This window comes from Stenotrophomonas sp. 364 (assembly GCF_009832905.1).
Taxonomy (GTDB): Bacteria; Pseudomonadota; Gammaproteobacteria; order Xanthomonadales; family Xanthomonadaceae; genus Stenotrophomonas; species Stenotrophomonas maltophilia_AP.
Genome location: NZ_CP047135.1, coordinates 2,370,169 through 2,395,020 on the forward strand (window position 1 = coordinate 2,370,169; position 24,852 = coordinate 2,395,020).

Annotated in this window: 22 protein-coding genes; 10 read left to right on the forward strand and 12 right to left on the reverse strand. The window is 63.5% G+C overall.

Annotation, left to right across the window (positions count from 1 at the left end):
* Nucleotides 1-20 precede the first annotated feature (20 nt).
* Together GQ674_RS10820 and GQ674_RS10825 are read right to left on the reverse strand one after the other, a co-directional pair.
* On the reverse strand, nt 21-650 hold the full coding sequence (locus GQ674_RS10820; RefSeq protein ID WP_159497074.1) for a TetR/AcrR family transcriptional regulator: 630 nt from the start codon (nt 648-650) through the stop codon (nt 21-23).
* 156 nt (nt 651-806) lie between these two features.
* The gene (locus GQ674_RS10825; protein ID WP_159497075.1) at nt 807-1,388 is read right to left on the reverse strand and encodes a TetR family transcriptional regulator; all 582 of its coding nucleotides are present in this window, start codon (nt 1,386-1,388) and stop codon (nt 807-809) included.
* 175 nt (nt 1,389-1,563) lie between these two features.
* On the opposite strand from GQ674_RS10825, the gene GQ674_RS10830 reads away from it, so the two are divergent.
* The 5 genes from GQ674_RS10830 (at nt 1,564) to GQ674_RS10850 (ending at nt 6,459) form a co-directional block, all read left to right on the forward strand.
* Nucleotides 1,564-2,661 carry an alkene reductase gene (locus GQ674_RS10830; RefSeq protein WP_159497076.1) on the forward strand — a complete coding sequence of 366 codons (1,098 nt, stop codon included), beginning with the start codon at nt 1,564-1,566 and terminating at the stop codon, nt 2,659-2,661.
* Nucleotides 2,662-2,720: 59 nt separating this feature from the next.
* Complete coding sequence (locus tag GQ674_RS10835) at nt 2,721-3,509, forward strand: SDR family oxidoreductase (protein ID WP_159497077.1); 789 nt, start codon at nt 2,721-2,723, stop codon at nt 3,507-3,509.
* A gap of 26 nt (nt 3,510-3,535) precedes the next feature.
* Nucleotides 3,536-4,399: an alpha/beta hydrolase gene (locus GQ674_RS10840; RefSeq protein ID WP_159497078.1), complete on the forward strand. Its 864-nt coding sequence runs from the start codon at nt 3,536-3,538 to the stop codon at nt 4,397-4,399.
* Nucleotides 4,400-4,462: 63 nt separating this feature from the next.
* Nucleotides 4,463-5,464: an NADP-dependent oxidoreductase gene (locus tag GQ674_RS10845; protein WP_159497079.1), complete on the forward strand. Its 1,002-nt coding sequence runs from the start codon at nt 4,463-4,465 to the stop codon at nt 5,462-5,464.
* 311 nt (nt 5,465-5,775) lie between these two features.
* Entirely contained in the window at nt 5,776-6,459 is a 684-nt protein-coding gene (locus GQ674_RS10850) for a hypothetical protein (protein WP_159497080.1), read from the forward strand.
* 56 nt (nt 6,460-6,515) lie between these two features.
* On the opposite strand, the gene GQ674_RS10855 is transcribed toward GQ674_RS10850, so the two are convergent.
* From GQ674_RS10855 to GQ674_RS10875, 4 genes are all read right to left on the reverse strand, one after another.
* Complete coding sequence (locus GQ674_RS10855; RefSeq protein ID WP_159497081.1) at nt 6,516-6,671, reverse strand: hypothetical protein; 156 nt, start codon at nt 6,669-6,671, stop codon at nt 6,516-6,518.
* Nucleotides 6,672-6,826: 155 nt separating this feature from the next.
* Nucleotides 6,827-7,282, reverse strand: coding sequence for a hypothetical protein (locus GQ674_RS10860; protein ID WP_159497082.1), 456 nt, complete (start codon nt 7,280-7,282; stop codon nt 6,827-6,829).
* Nucleotides 7,283-7,388: 106 nt separating this feature from the next.
* Nucleotides 7,389-8,747 carry an EAL domain-containing protein gene (locus GQ674_RS10865; protein WP_159497083.1) on the reverse strand — a complete coding sequence of 453 codons (1,359 nt, stop codon included), beginning with the start codon at nt 8,745-8,747 and terminating at the stop codon, nt 7,389-7,391.
* A 584-nt stretch (nt 8,748-9,331) separates the two neighbouring features.
* On the reverse strand, nt 9,332-9,586 hold the full coding sequence (locus GQ674_RS10875) for a type II toxin-antitoxin system HigB family toxin (protein ID WP_201290247.1): 255 nt from the start codon (nt 9,584-9,586) through the stop codon (nt 9,332-9,334).
* A gap of 290 nt (nt 9,587-9,876) precedes the next feature.
* Between GQ674_RS10875 and GQ674_RS10880 the strand changes: the two genes are divergently transcribed.
* The 5 genes from GQ674_RS10880 to GQ674_RS10895 all read left to right on the forward strand — a co-directional run bounded on the left by GQ674_RS10880 (nt 9,877) and on the right by GQ674_RS10895 (nt 18,042).
* Nucleotides 9,877-12,015, forward strand: coding sequence for a TonB-dependent receptor (locus GQ674_RS10880; RefSeq protein WP_159497084.1), 2,139 nt, complete (start codon nt 9,877-9,879; stop codon nt 12,013-12,015).
* 8 nt (nt 12,016-12,023) lie between these two features.
* Nucleotides 12,024-13,154, forward strand: coding sequence for a PepSY-associated TM helix domain-containing protein (locus GQ674_RS10885; protein ID WP_159497085.1), 1,131 nt, complete (start codon nt 12,024-12,026; stop codon nt 13,152-13,154).
* Nucleotides 13,151-13,276: a hypothetical protein gene (locus GQ674_RS21735; protein ID WP_268893887.1), complete on the forward strand. Its 126-nt coding sequence runs from the start codon at nt 13,151-13,153 to the stop codon at nt 13,274-13,276. Before GQ674_RS10885 ends, GQ674_RS21735 begins: the two co-directional genes overlap by 4 nt.
* Nucleotides 13,277-13,963: 687 nt before the next feature.
* Nucleotides 13,964-15,802: a sensor domain-containing phosphodiesterase gene (locus GQ674_RS10890; RefSeq protein WP_159497086.1), complete on the forward strand. Its 1,839-nt coding sequence runs from the start codon at nt 13,964-13,966 to the stop codon at nt 15,800-15,802.
* An 86-nt stretch (nt 15,803-15,888) separates the two neighbouring features.
* Entirely contained in the window at nt 15,889-18,042 is a 2,154-nt protein-coding gene (locus tag GQ674_RS10895) for a methyl-accepting chemotaxis protein (RefSeq protein WP_159497087.1), read from the forward strand.
* A gap of 138 nt (nt 18,043-18,180) precedes the next feature.
* Here GQ674_RS10895 and GQ674_RS10900 read toward each other — a convergent pair whose 3' ends face one another.
* From GQ674_RS10900 to GQ674_RS10930, 6 genes are all read right to left on the reverse strand, one after another.
* Nucleotides 18,181-18,858, reverse strand: a complete 678-nt coding sequence (locus GQ674_RS10900) for a ChrR family anti-sigma-E factor (RefSeq protein WP_159497088.1) — start codon at nt 18,856-18,858, stop codon at nt 18,181-18,183.
* On the reverse strand, nt 18,855-19,430 hold the full coding sequence (locus GQ674_RS10905) for a sigma-70 family RNA polymerase sigma factor (protein WP_159497089.1): 576 nt from the start codon (nt 19,428-19,430) through the stop codon (nt 18,855-18,857). Before GQ674_RS10905 ends, GQ674_RS10900 begins: the two co-directional genes overlap by 4 nt.
* Nucleotides 19,431-19,887: 457 nt before the next feature.
* A complete protein-coding gene (locus tag GQ674_RS10915; RefSeq protein WP_159497091.1) occupies nt 19,888-21,237 on the reverse strand; it encodes an alpha/beta fold hydrolase in 1,350 nt (449 codons plus the stop codon).
* Between the two features lie 105 nt (nt 21,238-21,342).
* Nucleotides 21,343-22,047 (reverse strand): LytTR family DNA-binding domain-containing protein, encoded by a 705-nt coding sequence (locus GQ674_RS10920; protein ID WP_159497092.1) that lies wholly within the window; start codon nt 22,045-22,047, stop codon nt 21,343-21,345.
* The gene (locus GQ674_RS10925) at nt 22,044-23,150 is read right to left on the reverse strand and encodes a histidine kinase (RefSeq protein WP_159497093.1); all 1,107 of its coding nucleotides are present in this window, start codon (nt 23,148-23,150) and stop codon (nt 22,044-22,046) included. The genes GQ674_RS10920 and GQ674_RS10925 overlap by 4 nt, the downstream gene beginning before the upstream one ends.
* 397 nt (nt 23,151-23,547) lie before the next feature.
* Nucleotides 23,548-24,792: an MFS transporter gene (locus tag GQ674_RS10930; protein ID WP_159497094.1), complete on the reverse strand. Its 1,245-nt coding sequence runs from the start codon at nt 24,790-24,792 to the stop codon at nt 23,548-23,550.
* Nucleotides 24,793-24,852: the final 60 nt, after the last annotated feature.

Below are 24,852 nucleotides of genomic sequence, written 5' to 3' on the forward strand. Positions count from 1 at the left end.
GTGACCATTTCCGTCAATAGTCACTTTCGTTGCGGGGCAAGACTCCTGAGCACCAGGTCCTGCAGGGACGTAGGCGCTTCCGCATGCAGAGCCGACAGGTGTGGAAGCGTCACTGGGTTCAGATAAGGAACCAGGACCTGATAGACCGCCTGGCTGGTCGCTTCGAGCGGCGTCGCACGCTCAAAGAGGCCGGACGCACGCCCCTCTTTCAGGATCTCTTCGACAAGCTGCCGGATGCGGCCCTTGTAGGCCTGGGTCGAGGGCCATTCATCCGTCGCGGCCGCCACGGCGATTTCATAGAGGCGGCGATCCTGGAGGAACAGGCGAAGACTGGCCTCCACGATCACGGTAAACAGCACCCGCAACCTGTCGGGCGGCGCTTGAACCCCCTCCAGGGCCGCATGCACCTCGCCTTCGATCTGCGCCAGGCAATTGGTGCAGATGACCTCCCCGATGGCCTGCTTGGAGGCAAAAAACTTGTAGATGTACGCCTTGGAGAAGCCGATGGCCTTGGCCAGGTCGGACACCGTGGTCTTGTCGTAGCCGTAGTGACTGAAGTGCGCGGTGGCCGCCTCGATGATCTGCGTGCGCACGTCGTGCTCAGCGGGGCCACGCCCGGCGTCGAGCGCTGCGGAGGATGAAGTAGACATCGGTGAAGCGTAGCGCTGCGTGGTGACGCGGGCAAATAGTGACCGATCGGGTATGGGTTCACCCACGGCCGTTGTTGATTCCCGTCCGGCTTCTCAAGTCGCCATCCGCACAGGGGCCGCGCGCTTACCTGCGCAGCCCACCCCTGAAGCACGGCCTCAAGCCGCAGGTGCGTCCGGCAGCCGCGCCAGTATGTCGTTCCGACAGGCGTCCAGAATCTCGTCGGCCAGTGCCGCATCGTCCGGGCAGGACCGCGACAACACCACCGCGCCCACCGCCTGCGCAATCAGCGCGATCCGCCGCGCACGGCTGCGCTCGGCGGCGGCAGCATCCATCTGGCCATCGCGACCTGAGCCGTCTTCCAGCTGCGCTTGGATACCGGTTGCAAACGCAGCCTTGACCGATGCCGGCTGACGCGCGGCATCCGTGCACAGCGCCGCCATCGTGCAGCCTTGCCCCGGCGTATCCCGGTGTTCGCGGGACAGGTAGTAGGTCAGGAAGGCACGCAGATCGGTCCCGGCCAATGCTTCGGCGGATGTCGCAAAGCCACAGGCGGCCGCTTCCGCCATCAGGTCGGCCTTCGACCCGAAGTGCTTATAGAAGCCGCCGTGCGTAAAGCCCGCGGCCCCCATCAGGTCTGCCACGCCCACGCCGTCGTATCCCCGCTCCCGGAACAGGGTGGAGGCGGTTTCGACGATGTGCGCCCGGTTGGCCTGCGCCTGTGCCTTGGTGACCTTCATGAACGATGCCCTGCAACGCGGTGCTGCGGAAGTACGGCACTTTACCACACTTAGATTACGTGCATCATCAAACCATTGACATCTAAGATTATGGTCATCATCATTGCGCCACCCGCCATCCCGGAGCGGGCTTCCGCCCTCCGCAGCGACCCCTCAACGACCACGACCCACACCCATGACGACCCCGACGCTCTTCCAGCCCTACCCCCTTGGCCCGCTGACGCTGGCCAACCGCATCGTGATGGCCCCGCTGACGCGCAACCGCGCCGGCGCCGGTCTGGTGCCCAGCCCGCTGGCCGCCACCTACTACGCCCAGCGCGCCTCGGCCGGCCTGATCATCACCGAGGCCACCCAGATCTCGGCCCAGGCCCAGGGCTACCAGGACACGCCGGGGCTCTACACCCAGGACCAGATCGACGGCTGGCGCGCGGTCACCGATGCCGTGCATGCCCGCGGCGGGCGCATCTTCGTGCAGCTGTGGCACGTGGGCCGCATCTCGCACGTGGATCTGCAGCCCGGCAATGCCGCACCCGTCTCCGCCTCGGCCATTCGCGCGCAGACCAAGACCTTCGTCCACAACGGCTTTGTCGATGTGTCCGAGCCGCGCGCATTGGCGATCGACGAGCTGCCGGCCATCGTCAACGACTTCCGCCAGGCTGCCGCCAATGCCATCGCCGCCGGTTTTGACGGCGTGGAAATCCACGGTGCCAACGGCTACCTGCTCGAACAGTTCATCAAGGACGGCGCCAACCAGCGCACCGACGCCTACGGCGGCTCCATCGAGAACCGCGCGCGCCTGCTGCTGGAGGTCACTACCGCCGTGGCCGAAGAGATCGGCGCGGATCGCACCGGCGTGCGCATTTCCCCGGTCTCCCCGGCCAATGCCATTGCCACGGTCAGCGACCCGCAGCCGCAGTACGACTACATCGTCGACCAGCTCAGCGCGCTGGGCATCGTTTACCTGCATGTGGTTGAAGGCGCGACAGGCGGTCCACGTGACGTGGCGCCCTTCGACTTCGATGGGCTGCGCGGGCGTTTCAAGGGGACCTATCTAGCCAACAACGGCTACGACCTGGACCTGGCCAGCGCACACCTCGCCGAAGGCAAGGCAGACCTGATCGTGTTTGGCCGTGCCTTCATCAGCAATCCCGATCTGGTGGAACGCCTGAAGACCGGCGCGCCCTTGAACGCATTGAACCCCGCCACGTTGTACGGCGGCGGCGCGGAGGGCTACACCGACTACCCCGCATTGACCGATACGACGCCGGAGTAATTCGTTCGACAGCGTCGCACTGCACCCCTTCTCGCCCACCCCATTCCAAGAGACACACCATGAGCCTGCTTCCCACCGTCCTCATCACCGGCGCCTCCAGCGGCATCGGCACCGTTTACGCCGAACGCTTCGCACGCCGGGGCCACGACCTGGTGCTGGTCGCGCGCGACAAGACCCGCCTGGACACGCTGGCTGCCCGCCTGCGCCAGGACACAGGAGTCGCCGTAGACGTCCTGCCGGCCGACCTCACCCAGCCCACCGATCTGGCCACCGTGGAAACCCGCCTGCGCGACGACGCGCGCATCGGCATCCTGATCAACAACGCCGGCGTCGCCCAGTCCGGCGGCTTCACCGCGCAATCGGCCGACAGCATCGACCAGCTGGTGACGCTGAACACCCTCGCCCTGACGCGCCTGGCCGCGGCCGTTGCACCCCGCCTGGCCGACGCCGGCGAAGGCGCCATCGTCAACATCGGCTCGGTGGTGGGTCTGGCGCCCGAGTTCGGCATGTCCGTCTACGGCGCGACCAAAGCCTTTGTCCTGTTCCTGTCGCAGGGGCTCAGCCTGGAGCTGTCGCCCAAGGGCGTCTACGTGCAGGCCGTGCTGCCCGCCGCCACGCGCACCGAAATCTGGGAGCGCGCCGGCATCGACATCAACACGTTGCCGGAGGTGATGGATGTCGGCGAGTTGGTGGATGCCGCCCTGGTCGGTTTTGATCGTCGCGAAACCGTGACCATTCCGCCGCTGCATGTGGTCGCACGCTGGGACGCGCTGGAAGCATCGCGCCAGGGCCTGCTCTCGGACGTCCGGCAGGCGCAGGCCGCAGAGCGCTATCGCAGCGCCGATTGAAGCATCGACGATAGAGGTGGTCGACCATGACGATTTCCGACACCCGCCCCGCATCGGGCACCGCCTTCCAGAACGCCGCGACCCGGTTGCTCGACGTTGGCGGTACTGCGTTCGCCTACCGCGAACTTGGCCCGCCAACGGGCGTCCCGCTTGTCATGCTCAACCACTGGGGCGCGGTGCCCGATAACTTCGATCCGCGCATCGTGGACGGCCTGGCCAGCAGGCATCGCGTCATCGCCATCGACTACCGGGGCATTGGAAGATCAGGGGGCACAGCACCGTTGACCGTGGCGGAGATGGCCCAGGACACCATCGCGCTGATCCGCGCGATGGGCGTGGGGCGCGTCGATCTGCTCGGCTTCTCGCTGGGCGGTTTCGTCGCCCAGCAGGTCGTGCTGGACGCACCCGACCTGGTGCGCAGGCTCATCCTGACCGGAACCGGGCCTGCAGGTGGCCGCGGCATCGACCGGGTGGGCCGGGTGTCGGGGCCGTTGATCGCCAAGGGCCTGCTGACGCGGCGCGATCCCAAGTACTACCTGTTCTTCACCGCCAGCGCCCGCGGCCGGCAGGCGGCCAACGACTTCCTGCACCGGTTGAAGGAGCGCACGAGCGATCGCGACAGGCCTGCTTCGCCCGGCGCATTCCTGCAGCAGCTGAAGGCCATCACCGCCTGGGGCAGACAAGCGCCCCAGGACCTGAGCGGCATCCGTATCCCGGTACTGATTGCCAATGGCGACAGCGACATCATGGTCCCCACGCCCAACAGCGCCGACCTCGCCCACCGTATCCACAATGCGACGTTGGTCATCTACGACGACGCCGGTCATGGCGGAATATTCCAGTATCACGCCGAGTTCGTTGCCGAAGCGCTAGCGTTCCTCAGCAGCTGACGCGCGCACCTTCCTACCGGCCGCGCAACCGCGCGGCATCACCCAACCAGAGACACACCGTCCATGAAAGCCTTCCTCATCGACCGGTACGGCAAGAAGGAAACCGGCCATATCGATGACGTGCCAACGCCGGCGCTGCGCGACGACGATGTGCTCATCCGCGTGCATGCGGCCAGCGTCAACGCGCTGGACACGAAGATCCGGCGGGGCGAGTTCAAGGTGATCCTGCCATATCGCCTGCCGCTGATTCTGGGCAACGACCTGGCCGGTACGGTGGAGCGTGTCGGCGCCGGGGTTTCCCAGTTCAAACCGGGCGACGAGGTATATGCACGCCCCGACGATGACCGCATCGGGACGTTCGCCGAGTTCATCGCCGTCAGCGCCGTATCCGTGGCACTCAAGCCCGGCAACCTAACCATGGTGGAGGCCGCCTCGCTGCCGCTGGTCGCGCTGACCGCGTGGCAGGCACTGGTGGAAACCGCCCAGCTGAAACCGGGTCAGAAGGTCTTCATCCAGGCGGGCTCCGGCGGCGTCGGCACCGTGGCGATCCAGCTGGCCAAACACCTTGGCGCGTTCGTTGCCACCACCACCAGCACCCCCAACGTGGCGTGGGTAAAGGACCTGGGCGCGGACGTGGTCATCGATTACAGGCAGCAGGATTTCGCCACGGCACTGCGCGACTACGATGTGGTGCTCAACAGCCTGGGCAAGGAGGAACTGGAGCGCTCGCTGCAGATCCTCAAGCCGGGCGGCCATCTCATCTCCATCTCGGGCCCGCCCACGCCCACCTTTGCGACCGCGCGCGGGTTGGCCTGGCCGCTCAAGCAGGTCATGCGCCTGCTCAGCCGTGGCATCCGCAGCAAGGCAAAGCAGAAGGGGGTGACGTATACCTTCGTCTTCATGCGAGCCGATGGGGCGCAACTGAGCACCATCGCATCGCTTGTCGAGTCCGGCGCAATCATCCCGGTCATTGATCGGGTGTTCCCGTTCGAGGAGACGCAGGGCGCGCTGGCGTATGTGGAGAGTGGGCGGGCAAAGGGCAAAGTGGTGGTGGAATTGCCGTAGTTGGATTGCCTCGCTGCACGTGCCATCCAGCGCGTAGATGCCGATCACGCCACCACTGCCGCGGCCCCGCCTAGGCCGGTGAACATCCCGGGGGTGCGCGGTTCCGGAGTGCCCGGCGGGCGGCAGTCGTCAGGGGATCTCGGCGCCGCGTTTCGTGGCGTTTTTGCAACGGTTGCCTGGCCCTTGGCCTGCCGCAGGCCGCTGGCGTCGCCGACGCTCCCATTCTGAAGCCATGCGCTGTTCTCCCGCGCGATCGACGCCGGGCGTTTCACAGTATCCAAGCGGGTCAATGGCGATCATGCAGCTAGCGCGTGTCCCTGCGTCGGCCCTACGGAATCCAGCCCATCGTGCTTCAGAACCTGCTTCATTTCGCCCCGCTGATAACCGCCGCCATGACCTGCGTGACGGCGTTGATCTGGGTGGTTTACCTGAGTTTTTTCCTGCGCAGCTACCTTCGTCAGCAGCGTCCGTCCATTCTGATCACCTCAGGCGCGGGCAAGGACCTGGACGCGCACTGCTTCGTGACCAATCTGGGATTGGAACCGGTGTATCTGCTTGACGTCGTCATCGACCTGATTGAGCCGGATGGCAAGGTCGTTCGCGCGGTGATACCCGAACGCACTGAGCGCTGGAACCAGGATGTTCCCGGCGACGACGACGATGTCCGCCGTGCGACCAACGTCGGCTCGCTCACCAGCGGCGGCGAACGAGACCTGGGCCGGTTCCGTACCCTTATCGAGCGCGCCAGCAAGGAGAATCCGGAGATCGCGTCCGATGCAGACTTCACCAGTCTGGAGGTGACCGTGGTGACGGTCACCGCGAGCCAGGCAGAGTTGTGCGGGGCGTCGCGCTGTTACCGGATCGACCACCGTACCGATGGTCGCCCTCAACTGAGGGCAACGACCATCAAGGCCAGGCAGCTGCAGGGGTACTTCGCGCGCCGCAGTCTGACACGCCTGCTGACCGCCCAGCTCAGATCAACGGCTATGGGGTGATCGTTGATGCAGCCATGGCGCGTGGGAAGCGCTGCCAGATCTGGGGCTGGCGCACACTATCTGGTCGCCTTGCGCCGCACGTCCAGAAGCAATGCGTCCTGCTCCTTGCCAGACAGCTTGCCGAACTCATCAATGAGCTCGGCAAGCTGGTCCGTTTCCGCAAAAGTCGCGGAGATGGCGGCAAATTCGGAACTAAGAAGGAACTCGCTCACGCCAAGACCGCGCCAAAATTCGCACGCGCGTTGCAAGTGCCAGCGCCGCCCCTGGCCAGGCACGCACTACCGCACCGATCCGCTGCGCGTACGCACACCCAGCATGCCCTTGCCCTGGCGGCACCACGGACCGGCTGCCCCGGGAGCGTCCCTGATCAGCGAACGCGATACAACACCGTCGCGCCCTGGCGCGGGTTGAACGCTGGCACCGTCTGCTGGGTCAAGGCGGTGCCCGTTGCATCCCACACCATCGTCTCCACCGGAAACGCGTCTTTTCGGGTCATCGCATCGATCTGACGTGCAATCAACGCACCACTGGCAGGCACGTCAGGGTTCCAGGCATACACGCCCACGCGGCCGTAAAAGACCGCGGGCGCCGCGGCGTCCAAACGGCGGTCCGGACACATGACCAAGCCACGCTCGAGCATCACGCGCAATGCGCCAACGGGCACCTTGCGGACAACAGGGGTTGTGCTCTCTGCGCTGTGTCCCGGGCAGACATTGGCAGAGCGCGTCACCATGTCATCCACAACCTGGCGGTCGGACTGGGCGAAAGCGGAGAATGCACACACCGACAGGGCCAGCGCACAAACAGAACGTTTCCAGATCACGGCGACATCTCCTTCCAGGCATTTTTGTGAAGTGCGTGGACAGGATCATGTCCGACGCGTGTTGTAGGGAAAGTGAAGCGCGCCTTGGCAGGAGGGGGCGAGAGAATCAGCCAGGCAGCCTGTCCACACGTTTCTCAAGCCACGCCTGCAGGACGGCGGCGGGCATCGGTCGGGCGAAGAGATAGCCCTGAAAGTGGTCACATCCCATGCCGACCAGAAGATCTCGCTGCGCGACGGTCTCCACGCCCTCCGCCAGCGCGCTCATGTTCATGACCTGTGATATCTCCACGATCTTGCCCAGAAGCCGCAGCGCACTTTCCTGGCTGGCCGCCTCCTGCACAAAATGCCGGTCGATCTTCAGCTTTCGCACCGGCAGCGTCCGCAGGGTGGACAACGACGAATATCCCGTACCGAAGTCATCCAGCGCCCAGGTCACGCCCAGTGCTTCCAGCGCCCGCATTCTCTCGACCATCGCGGTGATGTTCGTGGACAACGCAGACTCGGTGAGCTCAAGTTCAAGCAGCGAAGGATCGATGTCCATCTGACGGATGACCGCAGCCACGGCCGGCACAAAGGCCTCGTCCAGCAGCTGCACCGGACTGATGTTCACCGCCATGCGAAGTTGTGAGGTACACGGGCTGTCTGACCATAACTTTAGCGTTGCGCACGCCTGCCGCAGAACCTCCAGACTGATCTCACCAATCAGCGCGCTCTCCTCCGCGAGCGGAATGAACGCGTCGGGTGACAGCAAGGCGCCCGACGGGCGACGCCAACGCACCAGCGCTTCGGCGCCTGAAACCGCGCCCCCACCTCGCACCTGTGGCTGGTAATGCACTTCGATTTCGCCGTTACGCACCGCTCTTCGCAGCTCCCGCTCCATGCGCAAGCGCCTGCCAATGTCGGCACGGTGAATGGCGAAGATGGCCGCCAGCAATATCATCGACAACGTAACGTTGGACCTGGCCCCCCATGCGCGCACTTCCACGGGCGGAGAAATGCCCGGGGCCAGGGGATCGAGCGCTCCCACAGCAAACGCGGCGAAAGAAACAAGGCAGATCAGAGGGAACACAAGCGAACCGTAGCGCTCGCGTGCCTCAAAGGTGAAGGCTGCGCCGGCTGCCAAAGGAAGCATGAATAAATGGACCGATCGCGGCACCCATGCAATGGGAGCATCGATCAGCGCAATGGCATACACCGCCAGGAAAATGCAGTGGGCCACGATCAACAGCGACGCGCCGTCACTGCGCTTGCTTCGGAGCAGCGCCAGCACGCCGACGGCGATGAGGGCGACAAACACGATCGACAGTTCCGCACGGCCAAAATACAAGTAGCACAGCGCCCATCCAAGGCCCAGAACGATGCACGACACGCCTGTAAGCGAAAGAATGCCTTCCACCTTCTCGCGCCGCGCCGTGCCATTGAACTTCTGCAAACCGTAGTGCTTTCCGACTGCGTTGCCGGCCATCCTTGTGATCTACCTTTGGCTGCCTATGGATCGCTGTCCCCTCCCCGCGTCCTCGGGGATGGAGGCGACTGGCAGAAGGCACAGCGCGCGCGCAACGCGGCGCGCTCAAGCCTAGCAGAGCAGATCAGCAATCCAAATAGCGTCGGTTTTCCGTCGGGTGCGATGACATTTTACTGGCGAGAACCGCGCTGCGTGGTCCATCTGGATATCCTGGAGCGTGCGTCTCTCGCGCCTCACCGCTGTGCATGTGTGGACACACGCTAGACGGTGCTGCGCTCACCCCGTGCCAAACGGACAGCTGTGCCACCCCTCCTGCCGCTGCGCCATCGCGTCCAGATCCCGGTCCGCGCCTGCAGCGACCTGCGCCTCCCCTGCCCCCGGATGACGCGCCACATACTCCCGCATCCAAGATCTTTCGGCTCAAGCCCGGCCTGCTCCATCCTGAACTTGATTGCCTGCATCGGATCCGGCGCCTCTATGGGGAACGGCTTGGCTTCATACGCCTGGATGAGCGTGGCCATCACGTCCAGGTACTCACCTTCCGGGCTATCAGGCGAGGGGTCAGCCTCCACAAGCTTGGAGATCTACTTCAGTGCAGCCTTGTCATCCGTAGGGGTACGAATGGGGGAGATGTTCATCTCAGTCAACCCGATGGTTGCGGCATCTATCTGCTCGTATTCGGCGTGCGTGCCGATGAACTTCACGTACACAATGCCTACTTGGTAAGCGACCGCCACGATCAGCCATTGGTCGTTGCCCTTGATGTTGAACACCACGCGGTTATTGGCAACGAAGCTTGCATTCCGGTAGGCGTTCTTAATGTCCTGCGCGATTTCCACGTGGCCGCCTTCGCCTCGTCATGCCACGCTTTCAAGGGCTGCTCGGCCTGCGGGTTCGCCTCCCAATAGTCCCTGAGCGTGGCAATGGCGATGACCCTCATGTCGCAATCACAGTCCCATTTTGGGACTTGTCAAGACGACCTACCACTGCGCAAGGCGGGTTACGCCGCCACCTCAGCCAATACGCGGCGGAACGGTTGGTGCGAAGCAGGTCGGATCTCAGCCGCAGCGCTACCAACCACCCCACATGTTAATCTTTCTCATTCGCAGCTACTGCCATCCCCGCCCCGATGACCCGCCCGTCGCTTCGCCCCTCTGCCCTGGGCCTGTCCCTGATCCTGGCCTGCCTTTCGGCCCACGCCGCTCCGCCCTCTTCCCCCGATGTGCAGCAACTGGACGCAGTACAGGTGCTCGGCCGCGCCCAGACCCTCTACCGGGTGGACGACGCCACGGTGGGCACGCGGACGGATACGCCGCTGGCGCTGGTGCCGCAGTCCATCCAGGTGGTCCCGCGTGAGCTGATTGAAGACCAGGCGGCCCGCCAGATCACCGACCTGTACCGCAGCATCAGCGGCATCAGCTTCTTCAGCTACGCCGGTGTGACCCTGCGCGGCTTCCGCCAGGAAAACGTGCTGTATGACGGCCTGCGCGGCGACCCCTATGCCGGCTTTTCCGTGCCGCAGCTGTTCAACATCGAGCGCGTGGAAGTCCTGAAGGGACCGGCCGGCGCTCTGTACGGCGGCGGTGATGCCGGGGGCGTCATCAACTACGTGACACGCAAGCCCAAGGCCACACCCGAGCGCCGCATCGAACTGCAGGCCGGCAACAACGATTTCCGGGCTGCGTCGATCGAGGCCACCGGGCCGCTGAACACCGCGGGCAGCGTGCGTTACCGCGCCGGGCTGTATGGCGACACCGAACAGGGCGTGCGCTGGAACGCGGACAGCGAAAGCGTGATCGGTGATGCGTCGTTGGCCTTCGACGTGGGCGACACCGGCGAGTTGACCCTGCAGTTCACCGACATCACCCAGAACCTGGGCGGCAACCGCCTGCGTGGCGTGCCGGTGGACGACAACGGCAGTTTTCTGACCGACCGTCGCTGGAACCATAACGAAGCCACCGATTTTCTCGACATGCGCGCCAAGGTTGCGCTGGCGCAGTACCGCTTCTCGCCCAGCACCAACCTGGACGTGGATGTGGGTGCACGCTGGTTCGAGAACAACGAGCATCAGATCTACCACGAGCCGATGGGGCTGATCGACCGCAACCGCGATGGCGTGCCCGAGTGGATGACCCGCCAGCTGCGCAACCAGATCCGCGACAACGATGCATTCACCGCCAACGGCAACGCGGTGTGGCGCGTCAGCACCGGCAGCATCGAGCACAAGGTGCTGTTCGGCGCCGATGTGTACCAGCAGGATGCCGACTTCACCGCGCAGACGGCCAACAGCGCGGACCTGCCGCGGGGTGCCGGCCCGGTGCCGGGCATCGACCTGTTCAACCCGGTGTATGGCGCAAGTTCGTGGCGCGACTACAACCTGGCCGCCCTGCCCTGGCGCAGCACGAGCACGCGCAGCAAGCGCTATGGCGGCTACCTGCAGGACGAACTGACGCTGACCCCGCGCTGGCATGTGCTGGCCGGACTGCGTTGGGATGGTTTCCAGGATGATGACCGTATTGCCGGCACCCGCGTGGACGGCAACGACATCAGCTGGCGGCTGGGCAGCACGTACACCGTGCGGGAAGGCGTCAATGTCTACGCCAACATCGCCAGCGGCTTCATGCCTCAGAGCGCGGCCAACCAGAGCGCCGAGGCGGGCGGCCCGTTCGATGCCGAGCGCAGCAAACAATGGGAAGTGGGGTTGAAATCCCTGCTGGCCGAGCGCGTCACCCTGAACCTGGCCGCGTACCGGATCGACCGCAGCAATATCGTGCAGGCCACCGGCGAGATCGTGGACGGCGTCAACCAGCTGGCCGCCCTGGGCCTGGTGCGCAGTACGGGCATGGAGCTGGATCTGCTGGCCGATGTCACCGACCGCTGGGTACTCAACCTGACCTACGCCTACAACGATGCGCGGGTGAAGGATGCCGGCAGCAACGGCATCACCAATGCCTCCGGCGACCGCTTCGCCAATGCGCCGCAGAACAAGCTCGGCCTGTGGACGCGCTACGACCTGCCGGCCATCCATTCGGCCATCGGCTTCGGCGCCGATTACGTGGATGAGCGCGTCAGCCTTGATGGCCAACGGGTCAAACCGTACACCGTGTTCGACATGAGCTGGAAGACGCAGTGGCAGCAGTGGCAGTTCCAGGCCAACGTCAAGAACCTGTTCGACAAGGTCTATGCGGCCAGTGGCTTCACCGAGCGCACCGGCCACTTCCCGGGTGAGCCACGCCGCGTGTACGTGCAGGCGGCGTACACCTTCTGAGCCCGCCCATGCGCCAGCCTACGCCAGCGCATCCTGACCGCCCTGCGCGCAGCGGGAGTGGGCGCCGCGTATGGTTCGACCTGCACAGTTGGCTCGGCCTGAAGCTCTGCCTGTTCATGGGCTTTGTCTGCCTTACCGGCACGCTGGCGGTGTTCTCGCAGGAGATCGACTGGCAGCTGCACGCCCCCATGCGCGTGGCCGATGGGGGTGAACACGCCGGCTGGGGGCCGGTCATTCATGCCGCGCAGGCGGCGCATCCGGACTGGGAGCTGGAAGGCATCTCCGCCGGCCACACCCGCCTGTTCGCGGCGCGCGCGCAGATGCGCCTGCCTGATGGCAAGCGACGCTTTGTCTGGATCAACCCCTACACCGCGCAAGTGACCGGCGACACGGGCTGGTTCAATACACAGCGGCTACTGCGCAACACCCACCGCCACCTGATGCTGCCGGTGGCCTGGGGCGTGCCACTGGTGGCGGCGCTGTCCATCCCGTTGCTGCTGTCGCTGTTGAGCAGTCTGTACATCTACAAGAAGTGGTGGCGCGGTTTCTTCAAACGGCCCGACCCCTCACGACCGCGCCGCCTGTGGGGCGATGTCCATCGCCTGGCCGGGGTGTGGTCACTCTGGTTTCTGCTGCTGATCGGGGTGACCGGGGCGTGGTATCTGATCGAATCCCTTGGCGGCGATGCACCGGCCGCGCCGACCATACGACTGGCCAAGGGCGATGACCGCGCTGCCGCCGTCGATCCGGCCGCCGTCGACGCCGCGGTGCAGACCGTCCGCCAGCACTGGCCCCGCCTCGACATCCTCGGCGCCATCCCCGCACGCGATGGCGGGAGCATTCTGTTCCTGGGGGAGGCCGACGCCTGGCTGGTGCGGGAACGGGCGAACAATATCGCCGTAGACCTGCACACCGGGCACGTGATCGGCATGCATGACGGCCGTGCGCTGGGGGTCCATCAGCGCATCGCCGAAATGGCCGACCCCCTGCACTTCGGCAACTTCGGCGGCTGGCCCATCCGACTACTCTGGTTGCTGGCCGGCACGCTGTTGACCGGGCTGTGCGTCACCGGCGTGTATCTCTACGGACTTCGCACAGTGGATTCGCTGCGATCCGCAGCCAAAAGGCGGCAGACATGAGTCATGAAAAGCTACCCGGCCCCTGGCGCGCGGCGTGGCACGGCATGGGTCGCTGGCGCTGGCTGTGGCTGGCCCTGCTGCTGGTGTGGGCGTCGCTGGTGCCGTTTGAGGCCATGAAGTAGTAGCGCTCACACAGCCCCTTTGCTCGACAGGATAAGCACGCGCATCGGCCGGCCCTCGGTCCACGTCGGTTGCCGGTGCGCTGACCCGCTGGCATAGGCCCGGCCATACCCCGTGACCTAAACGGGGCGGTAACACATCGAATCAAACCCATCACGGTTAGCCAGAAATCCGACACCTTCGGCATCAGGAACAGACCAGGGAAGAATGACCTCAGGGTTGGTCCTTGGTCGCCTGGAGAATGACGGCCAACTCGCCTGGCTCCTTGAAGCCTGCCGCCACAAAATGCAGACGTAAGGACCGCAGCCGCCACTCGCGTAGCGGCGCGAAACGCCACTGGTAAGCAACGAGTACCCTGCCCACGTATCGCCGATGCCCATTCCGGCCCATGCGCCGCCCGACATTCTGCGTCACCACCCTGACCTGGTGCGTCAATACCATGACCCACTGCGTCACCCATACGTCGCGCACGCCGCAAGGGCTGCTGTAAAACCGACGCCCCTCCTGAACATCTGACAGCGCAGATGCAAAGCACTGAATCCAAACGCCCACTGCGTTCGTACAACGGTGCTGTCGAGGGAAACACGGAATGCAACCCGTGGGTGCCTTGACCATCCCCCTCCTGCGACCGAGCCCCGATGTGCCCTCCAGTTACCCCAGAAGACGAACGACGGGCAGCCCTCAGCGCGATGCAGGTCGCTGACGTAGACACCGTACCGTCGCTGGACCGAATCACGCGCCTTGCGAGCTACGCCTTCAACGCACCCGTCGCGTTCGTCTCCATCCTGGGGGATGTGAAGCAGCGCTTCGTCTCGCAGATTGGATTGCCGGCGCAGGAAACAAGCATCCGCGCCTCCATCTGCGCGCACGCGATGACGGCCAATGGCGTGCTTGTGGTCTCCGATCTGATGGCCGATCCGCGCTTCCGGAACAATCCGCTGGTCACCCACGCGCCGCATCTTCGTTTCTATGCAGGCGCCCCCTTGATCGCAAAGAACGGGGTGACCATTGGCGCGCTCTGCATCATGGACAGGGAGCCCCGCGACTTCCCGCACATCGACCAGGAGCAATTGTCGGCGCTGGCGCACCTTGTGATGGCACAGCTGGAGCTGCGCAACATGTCCGGCCGCCTGGATCCTGTCAGCGGCCTGCCCAGCCGCCACCAGCTTCATGCCGACTATCCCGGGATCCTTGCGCGCACGCCATCTGAAACACGCTACGCAGTAGCGATAGATGTCCTCGACCTTCCACGAGCGACGGAGGTAGGGCAAGTCCTCGGGCTGCAACCCATGGAGGTCCTGATCCGGCGCGCCGGCGTACGACTGCGCACGGCCCTGGAGGGCATTGCCACCATCTACCACGTGGGCGTCACCCAGTTCGCGTTCGTGGTCAACGTGCCCTCAGCCCAGCACCTCGAATACCTGGTTCTGGAGCTGAGGGACAAGATGCTGCGCCCGCTCATGGCGGCTGCAATCCCCATGTCACCGAGCTTCCACGCCGGCATCTGCGCTGTTGTCGATGACGATCAAAGCAGCCACGACCTCCTGCGCAAGCTGCTTGTCAGCGTCCATGGCGCGTGCGATGCCCGACATTCGTTTCTCTGGTACTGCGAAGGTCGCGACGCGCAGATTCACCGTGGCTACCAGCTTGCGTCGGACGCGAAGCAGGGACTTGTCGATGGCGACTTTCATCTCGAGTACCAGCCGCGGTTCCGCGCGAAGGGGCTCAAGCCGGTCTCGGTGGAAGTGCTGATCCGTTGGACCCACCCTACCCTCGGTCCCATCAGCCCCCGCGAGTTCATACCGATTTTCGAGCGAACGGCATTGATGGACCTGGTGACGGACTGGGTGCTGGACACTGCGCTGGATCAGCTTCAGGCGTGGCTGGCGCAGCGGCGGGAGATTCCCCTGTCCATCAATATCTCCAGCGGCTTTCTCTCCAGTGTCGGCGCGTGGGACACCATCGCCGAGAAGCTCTCCAGCAGGGCCATCCCGTTGTCGATGATCGAGTTCGAGATCACCGAGGGTGAGTGGCTCAGCCCGAACTCCGCTGCGGTTGGACAGATTGCCGCCATGGCCGGTGCTGGGGTCAGAATATCCATAGATGACTTCGGCAGTGGCTACAGCAACTTCAGCTACCTGTCCGACCTTCCCGTACATACGATCAAGCTCGACAAATCGCTGATCGATTGCGTTGCCACGGATCCGCGTTCGAGAGCCAAGGTCTCCGCCATCCACCACTTGGCCCACGAACTGGGCTACCTCACGGTTGCCGAGGGGGTCGAACGCCAAGAGCAGCTCGATGTCCTGAAGGGCCTGGGCTTTGATCAGATTCAGGGCTACCTGCTAGCCGCGCCTGCGTCCGCCCTGAAGGTAGCGGCGCTGTTCGAGCCCGTCGCTGAGCACGTCAGTCCTGCTGGCCACGCCCAGACGCGGAGCGAAAAGGTGCCCCCCGTCCAGCAGCACCGTTCGGTCGCAGGTGAGTTCACCCCACGCCAGCAGCGCGCTACACGTCGCACCTACACGTAACACCCTCCAGGCAATGCGTTGACATGCAGCGCTGCAGAAACGACTACCCACCTCCCTGACTCGTACGTTCGCCTTAGGACTCAACCATGCAATTCGTAAGGAATGTGCGCATTGGCCAGCGCATGGCACTCGGCTTTGCTGCTGTCATTGGCCTGATCGTCATCATCGCCACCATCGGAATCCACAGGGTCAAACTCATCGAACGGGACCTGCATTCGATCAACGAGGTCAACAGCGTCAAGCAGCGCATGGCCATCAATCTCAGGGGCAGCGTGCATGACCGCGCCATCGCCCTGCGCGACGTGGTGCTGTCCGACGACAGCCGGGGAAGGACGGAATCCATCCAGGGCATCGACGCGTTGGCACGTGACTACGCCGCTTCTGCGGCCCCCATGTCCGCGATGCTTGCTTCAAGCACAGATGTCAAAGAGACCGCGTTGTTGAAGCGGATAGAGGCCAATGAAGCCAACACGCTGCCGTTGCTCACGCGTGTCATCGCGCTGCGCGATGCGGGTGATGTTGAAGCGGCGAAGTCGCTGATGCTCAGCCAGGCCAAGCCGGCATTTGTGGCGTGGCTGTCATCGATCAACGCATTCATCGACCTGCAGGAATCAAAGAGCGCTGCCACCTCCTCGCAGCTGACGGCGACGGCGCGTGGATTTACGATGCTCATGATCGGCGCGACGCTTCTGGCATTGGTGCTGGGCAGCCTCATTGCCCTCGCGTTGACGCGCAGCGTGGTCCGCCCGATGGGCATGGCCCTACGGGCCGCAACGGACGTCAGCGAAGGCAGGCTGGATACCCCGCTGGTCTCCGATCGACGCGACGAAGCAGGCCAACTGCTGCACGCCATGGAGCAGATGCGCCAGCGTGTCAGAAGCGTGATCTCTGACCTGGGGGAGATGACTCACCGCCATGAGCTTGGCGAGATCAGCCACCGGATGAATCCCGACGCCTACCCGGGCGAGTTTGGTGTCATGGTCCGTGACACCAATGCCATCGTTGCCGCGCATATTTCCATCAAGATGCAGCTGGTGCGTTTGATTGGCCGCTACGCTGTGGGCGACCTCTCCGGCGATATGGAGCGTCTTCCCGGCGAGAAGGCGATCATTACCGAGACCATGGACCAGGTGAAAGCCAACCTGTCCTCCATCAGCCGGGACATACGTGAGCTTACCCAAGCGGCGTCCGAGGGAGACTTCTCGGCACGTGGCACGCCCAGCGACTATCAGTATGACTTCAGGACCATGGTGGAGAACCTCAACGGCCTCATGGGTATTGCCGAGCAGAATCTCGCCGAGCTCTCCGCATTCCTCAACACGGTGGCCTCCGGGAACCTGGGCGCGCGCATGGAGGGAGACTTCAGAGGCGTGTTCGCCACCATGGGCGCGGATGCAAACAAGACCGCGACCAACCTGGCCGACATCGTCCGCCGTATCCACAGCGCATCGGAGGCGATCACTGGCGCAGCGACCGAACTGTCCAACGGCAATCGGGACCTGTCACAGCGAACCGAGCAGCAAGCCGCAAGCCTGGAGGAGACGGCCGCGTCGATGGAGGAGCTGACCTCCACGGTCAAACAGAACGCATCCTCTGCCGATCAGGCCCATCGCCTGGCGATAGAGGCGGCGGCGGTCGCCGGCCGCGGTGGTCGGATCGTGGGTGAGGTCGTGAGCACGATGGCGGGCATCGAATCCTCTTCCCGGCGGATCGCGGAGATCACCTCGGTCATCGACAGCATCGCCTTCCAGACCAACATTCTTGCCCTGAACGCAGCCGTGGAGGCCGCACGTGCAGGTGATGAGGGCCGGGGCTTCGCGGTGGTGGCATCGGAAGTGCGCAGCCTGGCGCAACGGGCGGCCAGTTCGGCCAAAGAGATCAAGGACCTCATCGATGATGCCGGCGCAAGGATCGCCGAGGGCTCCAGCCTTGTCACCACGGCAGGCTCCACAATGGACGAAGTGGTTTCAAGCGTTCAACGGGTCACGAGCATCATGCAGGAGATTTCGTCCGCGTCGCGGGAGCAATCGTCCAGCATCGAACAGGTCAACGGGACCATCGGCCGTATGGATGAGACCACGCAGCAGAATGCGGCTCTGGTGGAAGAAGCCGCCGCAGCGGCCACAGAGCTGGAGACCCAGGCGACCGGGCTTCGCGAGGCGGTGTCGGTGTTCAAGATCGATGGGGCGAAGGCGCCTCGAGCTACGGCACCTTACCTGCGTGCTGTCGCTGCGCAGTAGCGCGAAGAGCGCTCCCCCCGCCTCCTGACCATGGCGACCGACCATCGTTCCCTATCAAGGGCCGCTCCGCAGCGGCCCTTGATGCTCTATTGGTCAAGGCGGTTCCAGGCTGGCAGCGCCTCGTGAACCTCGGCGGGACTACAGGTTCAGCACCTTCTGCAGCTTCCGGGCAATCCATCCCCTGAAGACCAGCGGGGCATCCAGCGCGCAGACACAAATGCAGGCGACACCCGGGGTCGTCACGGGCTGGTGCTCCACATCGTCGCCCAGGTCTGCCGCATCCCCGGGTGCGAAATGCCCAAGCGCGTCGTCGTAGGCCCCTTGCAGAACCTGCGTCAGCTCACTGTTTCCGTGGCTGTGGATGGGCAGGGATGTGCCAGGGGCTATCTTCATCATCATGAGAGAAGGAAGGCCGGGTGCCCTGATGCAGTGCACGCCAGGTGCCATCCAGTTCCATTTCAGTGACCGGTAGGACGATCCAAAATGGGGCTGAAGCGCTGCAGGCAGACGGTCCGCGTCATCGCGTGCCGAGCTCGCCCCCATCAGGGGGAGCCCTTGCCCAGCTATCGAGGCGGGAATACGGTCGAGCTTGTCCACCATCGCCTGGCGCAAGGCGGCTTGCGTGTCTTTCCCGGGCACGGGGCATGCCTGCTGATCCAGGAGCAGGCCACCGATCCTTTCAGCCAACCGCAACTGCTGACGGCAGTGGCCGCACGACTCCATATGGACCGATGCAACAACGGACATCTCAGGACCCAGTGAACCCGCCGCGAAACCCAGGACGGTGGCCGGATCCAAATGGTGACGGGGACTCATCGCTGCTCTCCCATGGATGACTGAAGCTGAAGAAAGGCACGGCGTAGGTGCGACTTGACGGTTCCTAACGGCATGCCGAGTTCTTTGGCAATCTCAGTGTGGGTTTTTGCTTCGAAGTAGGACATGCGGATCAACCGGGCTTGCGCGGCAGACAGTTCGCCCAGGCACTGCCTGAGCCGGACCTGTTCTGCGTGCAGCTCCGCCAGAGAATCCTGCTGAACGTCATGCTCCGCAGCCTGATCCACGACATCCTGGGCATGCACCCATATATGTTCACGCCGGACCCGATCAATGTGCAGGTTCCGCGCGACGCGATAGAGCCAGGTACCCAACCCGCTTCTTGCGGGATCGTAACGCTCGGCGCCATTCCACAGCTTGAACATCGCTTCCTGGGCCAGGTCTTCTGCGACAACCGGGGGCGCCCCCAACCCACTCAGGTATCGGCAAAGACGCGGCATGAAATGGTCGTAGATCCTCATGAAGCACTCGCGATCCTGGCGTCTGGCCACGCCATCCATTTCGGCGACCCATTGCTTCAGCGCGTGGCTTTGTGAGGGAGGAACGGAGATCATTCGAGTAACCTGAAAGGGCGATGTCCTTGGCGTGAGGGGCGCTGCGGGGTTGGCAGTCGACGGCCGAAGGAGCAGCGCATTCGAATTCAACCCCTTTATACGATCAGGACGCTTTTCTGGATGCAGCTTGATGGACCGGAATGACGGCCAGAGCTGCCGTTTTGTTCACCTTCATAAACTGCCCGCCCCGCTGCAATCTGACTGCGCAATCAACATTGCCCGGTCCACCCTCCTCCATTTTCCGGCCAGCAGGTCAGTGCTCTCATCACTTTTCAGGTGTCCACCCTTCAACGGCCCCCACTCGCTCCAAGCTTCACCATTGCATCCAGGGTTTGATGCATCTCCTCAATGCTGGCGGCCTCTGCCACACCAAGCACATCGCCGGACTCCGGCACGTTGGGAGTGACGAACGTGCACAGCGGGAGCAGCTCATCCCTCAACACCGCAATCGCTTCGTTCACTTCGACGACGGGAGCGATTCACGGTCACTTTTCAGTGCCGACCGCAGGAACCGGATGATAGCCGCACCGCCTTCGCGATCCGCGCGCGCGTACCCCTCAGGAGTGCCGCCCACTTGCAGGTAAGGACCCAGGTCGTGTCGATAGGAGGTTGGCTGCCAGAACGGGGAGATCAAGTGCCCGGCATCACTGAAATAGACGATTTCGTCCGACGTATCACGATGATGCTTCGCCAAATAGCGACTCGCCACCGCCGCCATCTCACCAGACGAACCAAGCCGATCGTCTCCCGCCGCTACAAGCATGAGCGGGCCGTTGATATTCTCGATCGGCAACATGGCAGATTTCAACGCCGACTGCGCCGTAGCGTCTTCCTCATCAAGCCATCGCAAATCCTCTCTATACGGCAGGAAGGGCAGATCTTTCCCCTTCAACGTCAGACCGGGCTCATCGACCGCACGGAAGTCAGCCGGTGCGATATCGCGCCGTATACCTCGGAAGGGGGCGGGACTTCCCACTATCGAGACCACAGCGCGCAGGCGCTGGTCATGCGACGCGGCCGCCATGGCAATCGTGCCGCCCCAGGACCCTCCCAACACACCTATTCCAGACGCGTCCACGTAGCGTTGCTCTTGCAGCCAATCCACGGCCACCGACACAGGATCAATCGGAACCCGCACGAGGTCGGTAGGCAAGCCAGGCATGCGGTAGTAGGCCACTGACATGGCCAAGAACCCATGCGAGGCAAGCCACGCGGCATACATGTTTGCGCTCTCGATGCCACCCTCGGAGCCACCGAGCGTAATGACGACGGGATGACGGCGACCGTCTGTCAGCACTCCCCTGGGTGCATAAATGTTGGCGACCAGGCCCGGAGACTTCACAGTGAACGCGGAGACGTCCTCGCCGTCGATCCAGCGACGGAGTTCGATGGTTTCCACGACCTTTCCTTCAATAACCATGTCGAGCGTGAAAATCGCAGGCTCGAATCGCAGGTCTCCCTCCCGCCTTTTGACGAGGAAAGGCGAAGGCCTTCCTGGACCGTCCGGTTTCATCGACCAGAACAGTCCCGTCTGATCGACCCCCGTATAGCTACCGGCCTCGGCGGCCGTCGTCGAGGGGTCAACCCTGCCCTCCAGATCCGCTCGATAAACCGCGTTGGAGCGCCAGCGGGTGCCCTTGGAGTCACGCATGGCCAGCCTGAGCTCAACGACATCCGTGGGCCGCATGCCTGAGATGGACACCCCCAGTGGGGCGTCAGCGCGACTGTCTGCCGAGAGGATGTTCAGTGTCGCGGCATGACTATTGGCGCACGCCAAAAGAAGCGATAGGAGGGCGAATCGACGCATCCAGGTGGCACTCTGAGGGGGACCTCAAAGCCTGCGAGCAGGACGCGTACCTGAGACGGACGTTGGCGTGAGTCGTGCTCTACGTGGCACCAATCGTGCAGACATCTACGGCAATCGCGGCAAATTGGCGTCGAGTTGTGTGCGGAACTGTCGACTGACCCGAAGGGTCGTGCCGTCAATGAGTTCCAATAGAGCGTCCTGGTTTCGCGCGGAACGAAGTGCTGCGATGCGCCTTACATTCACCAATGAGGATCGGTGGATACGGAGGAACCCGCTCGGCTCCAACGCCTCCGCAAGACTTGCCATGCTATCGCGGCGCAGATACGTGTCCTTCCCCACGTGGATGCACACGTAATGGCCAGCTACGTCGACATAGTCAATGTCTGCCGGCAACAGATAGACCGTCCGATCGCCCGATTGAACCGCTACGCGCACGGTGTGCTCGACCTTACCCCCCAAGCGCTCCCGGACACGACGCATGGCCAACTGTAGCCGGTGGGGATCCACCGGCTTTAGCAAGTAGTCCAATGCCCCGATCTCGAAGGCGCGAACGGCGTGTGCACTGTAAGCGGTGATGAAGACGATGTGCGGCACCCGTTCCTCAAGATGCTGCACGAGATCCACGCCGCTGCCATCCGGCAACCCGATATCGAGAAGAATGAGATCGACATCCCCAACGTTCGCACGCTCAACCGCAGCTTCCAACGTTGATGTCTCCCCTACGATGGTGACGTCAGGTTCGCTCGCCAGCAGCCGAATGAGTCGCCCTCGCGCAAGAGACATGTCGTCAACAATCAACGTGCGAATCATGGTTGATAGTGTTCCATCAGCGGAAGACGGATTGAAGCAGTGAACCGATTTTCCCCATATTGGGTCGTCAAGGATGCACCAGCCCCGTGCGCCAGTACCAATCGTTTCCGGAGGTGGTCCAAGCCAATGCCCAGACCGCCAGATGAGCTTCCATTGACTGAGTTCACCACACTGATGACAAGGTCCCCGTCTTGAAGGTTGGCCCAAATTTTGATCCCGACTGCCCCGTCAGTATCCGCGCCGTGTTGGATGGCATTCTCTAAAAGCGGCTGCAACACCATCGAAGGGACGGACGCATCCCAAGCACCAGGCTCGATCTCCGCAATGAACGTAATGTTGCCGGACAGCACCTGATGCAACTCGATGAATTCAGCGCATACCCCGATCTCGTCCCTCAACGCCACCGCAGGCGCGCTTTCCAGCAATGCTCGAAGCAAGTTTGCAACATGTCCCAACGCCCGGTCGGCTTTGGGAGCATCACGATATCCAAGCTCGCCGATGGCATTGAGCGCATTGAAGATGAAGTGCTGGTGTAGCCGTGATCTCAATGCTTCTTCGTTCAAACGCGCCAGAAGCCGCTCACGCTCGCTTTTCAGGGCCGTATGGGCCAACAGCTGCCCTACCCCCATGACAGCCAGGTAAAGCGGTATGGAAAATAGAGCGGTGGCCACCAAAGCACGCTGACTGCTGTGCAGATCCAACGGCCCTTGCCCAGCAAATCCGAACATACTCAAGACGCCATGCCCCAATCCCCATCCCGCCCCTGTTAGAAGGAGAATCGCTGGAAGACCGAACAATGCAACCCAGATCAGGTGGTACGCAGACCGGCCAGATCCGATGATCCATCGTTCCGAGAGACCGAACAGCATGGGGGTGGCCAATGCCCATGGCGTGTAGCTGCCGACGAGAAACAAGAAGGCATGCAGGAGATCCGAAGCGCTACGCGCGCCATCTGATCGGCTCGTCAAGACAACGGCAGGTGTGTAGGCAAACGCAAGCACGAGCCAAGACAGTCCAACCCAACGCCATCGAACTCTCAAGATGGACTGATTGCCAGGCATCCAAGTGTTTAAGCGCGTGGGGATGGTGTTCGACTTGCTCAAAGGCGCTGCGGGGATCGAATCATCCAGACCATTTTCTACTCCCCTGGACAGAATGCAAGGAGTACGCCATGGCACTCCAGGAAGTGGATACGCCCGGCTCTTTATGACCCCTCATGGCCAAGCAGCCAAGGACAAGCACGCCGGGCGCAGGGAACATGCTCGTCACCATCACTGTATCGCCGCGCCTGTCTTTGTCGCCGGCGCCTGGGCTCTGGACGATGCCGGATTGGCCGGCGCGATTTCGGTCCACCTGCGCAACCGCGTCGCACGTTACATGGCAACCTCTACACAGCCTCTGACCTCGTTGAGGGCCATCCGTCCGGGATAGTCAGCGTACTGCCCAGTCTCCTTTTCGCCCTTCGGGTTAATCCACCCTGCGACTCAGGGCGGAGGACGGCTAGATGTGAAACGCCGGACCCGCCGAGACCGTCGCCGAGCTCACCCTGACCCGGAGCGCGATGAGTAGGCTGGCCAGCAGCATCACCGTCGCGGCTACAGTAAGGACAGCAACAATGCCCCCCAGCCCGAACACCAGGCCACCCAAGGCGGCCCCCGCGGCGATGGAGGACTGCACGGCAGCGACCACCATCCCGCCGGCACTCTCGGCCTGATCGGGCACCGCACGCGCAACCCAGCTCGACCAGGCCACAGGCACGCCACCGAAGGCCAGGCCCCAGAGCGCGACCAGGATCGCCAGCCCGCCCACGCCCACCGGCAACAGGAGCATGCCGAGCGCGGCTACGCCCACCAGGGCAGGCATGATCACCAAGGTGACTTTCAAACTGCGCTCCATGAGCCAGCCGGCCAGCAGGGTACCAACGAAATTCGCCACGCCGAATCCGAGCAGAATCAGGGCCAGGCCATCGGCGCTCATCTGCCCCAGGCTCTCCAACGTCGGGCGGATATAGGTGAAGAGCGCGTACTGACCGGTGTGCGCCAGAACGCAGCCGAGCATGCCGACCGCAACGCGGGGCCTGCGCAGGAGCCCCACCACCGACTCGGGAACTGCCGCCTTGCGAGGGGCCATTCGGGGCAGCGTGAACCACTGGAACGCTAACGTGAGTCCACCTACCGCCGTCGCCGCCCAGAAGGCACTGCGCCAGCCCAGCAGCCCGCCGAGGTAGCTCCCCAACGGAACCGACACCACCGTGCCCACCGCAATGCCGCTGAAGATGATGGACAGCGCGCGAGGCACGCGCTGTGGCGGCACCAACCGCATGGCCACGGCCGCTGCCATGCTCCAGAAGCCGCCCAGCGCGACACCCAGCAGGACGCGCATCACCAGCAGGACGCCCATGCTGGACGATAACGCCACCAAGGCGTTGGAGAGGATCATCAGACCCGTGAAACTCAACAACACCAGGCGCCTGTCGATCGAACGGGTCAGCCGCGGCACCAGCAGGCCAGCGAACAGGGCCACAACCGCGGTGACCGTCACGGCTTGACCGGCCAGCGCCTCCGACACCGCCAGGTCGGCCGCCATCGGCGTCAACAGGCTGGCAGGCAGGTACTCGGCCGTGAGTAGCCCGAAGACACCCATGGCCAGCGAAAACACGGCCACCCATGCCGATGAAGACGGCTCCCCGCTCTCCCGGGTCACAGAATCAGGCGCGCTTGCGACATCCACTACGTTATTGCTCATCAAAGATCCCAGTGCATTCGTGCAACCGAGAGTCTAGGGAGCGATGTCAGGATGATCTAT

Coding starts and splice junctions, on each gene's coding strand:
- GQ674_RS10820 (WP_159497074.1), bottom strand. CDS start 650: ATGTCTACTTCATCCTCCGCAGCGCTCGACGCCGGGCGTGGCCCCGCT.
- GQ674_RS10825 (WP_159497075.1), bottom strand. CDS start 1,388: ATGAAGGTCACCAAGGCACAGGCGCAGGCCAACCGGGCGCACATCGTC.
- GQ674_RS10830 (WP_159497076.1), top strand. CDS start 1,564: ATGACGACCCCGACGCTCTTCCAGCCCTACCCCCTTGGCCCGCTGACG.
- GQ674_RS10835 (WP_159497077.1), top strand. CDS start 2,721: ATGAGCCTGCTTCCCACCGTCCTCATCACCGGCGCCTCCAGCGGCATC.
- GQ674_RS10840 (WP_159497078.1), top strand. CDS start 3,536: ATGACGATTTCCGACACCCGCCCCGCATCGGGCACCGCCTTCCAGAAC.
- GQ674_RS10845 (WP_159497079.1), top strand. CDS start 4,463: ATGAAAGCCTTCCTCATCGACCGGTACGGCAAGAAGGAAACCGGCCAT.
- GQ674_RS10865 (WP_159497083.1), bottom strand. CDS start 8,747: ATGGCCGGCAACGCAGTCGGAAAGCACTACGGTTTGCAGAAGTTCAAT.
- GQ674_RS10880 (WP_159497084.1), top strand. CDS start 9,877: ATGACCCGCCCGTCGCTTCGCCCCTCTGCCCTGGGCCTGTCCCTGATC.
- GQ674_RS10885 (WP_159497085.1), top strand. CDS start 12,024: ATGCGCCAGCCTACGCCAGCGCATCCTGACCGCCCTGCGCGCAGCGGG.
- GQ674_RS21735 (WP_268893887.1), top strand. CDS start 13,151: ATGAGTCATGAAAAGCTACCCGGCCCCTGGCGCGCGGCGTGGCACGGC.
- GQ674_RS10890 (WP_159497086.1), top strand. CDS start 13,964: ATGCAGGTCGCTGACGTAGACACCGTACCGTCGCTGGACCGAATCACG.
- GQ674_RS10895 (WP_159497087.1), top strand. CDS start 15,889: ATGCAATTCGTAAGGAATGTGCGCATTGGCCAGCGCATGGCACTCGGC.
- GQ674_RS10900 (WP_159497088.1), bottom strand. CDS start 18,858: ATGAGTCCCCGTCACCATTTGGATCCGGCCACCGTCCTGGGTTTCGCG.
- GQ674_RS10905 (WP_159497089.1), bottom strand. CDS start 19,430: ATGATCTCCGTTCCTCCCTCACAAAGCCACGCGCTGAAGCAATGGGTC.
- GQ674_RS10915 (WP_159497091.1), bottom strand. CDS start 21,237: ATGCGTCGATTCGCCCTCCTATCGCTTCTTTTGGCGTGCGCCAATAGT.
- GQ674_RS10920 (WP_159497092.1), bottom strand. CDS start 22,047: ATGATTCGCACGTTGATTGTTGACGACATGTCTCTTGCGCGAGGGCGA.
- GQ674_RS10930 (WP_159497094.1), bottom strand. CDS start 24,792: ATGAGCAATAACGTAGTGGATGTCGCAAGCGCGCCTGATTCTGTGACC.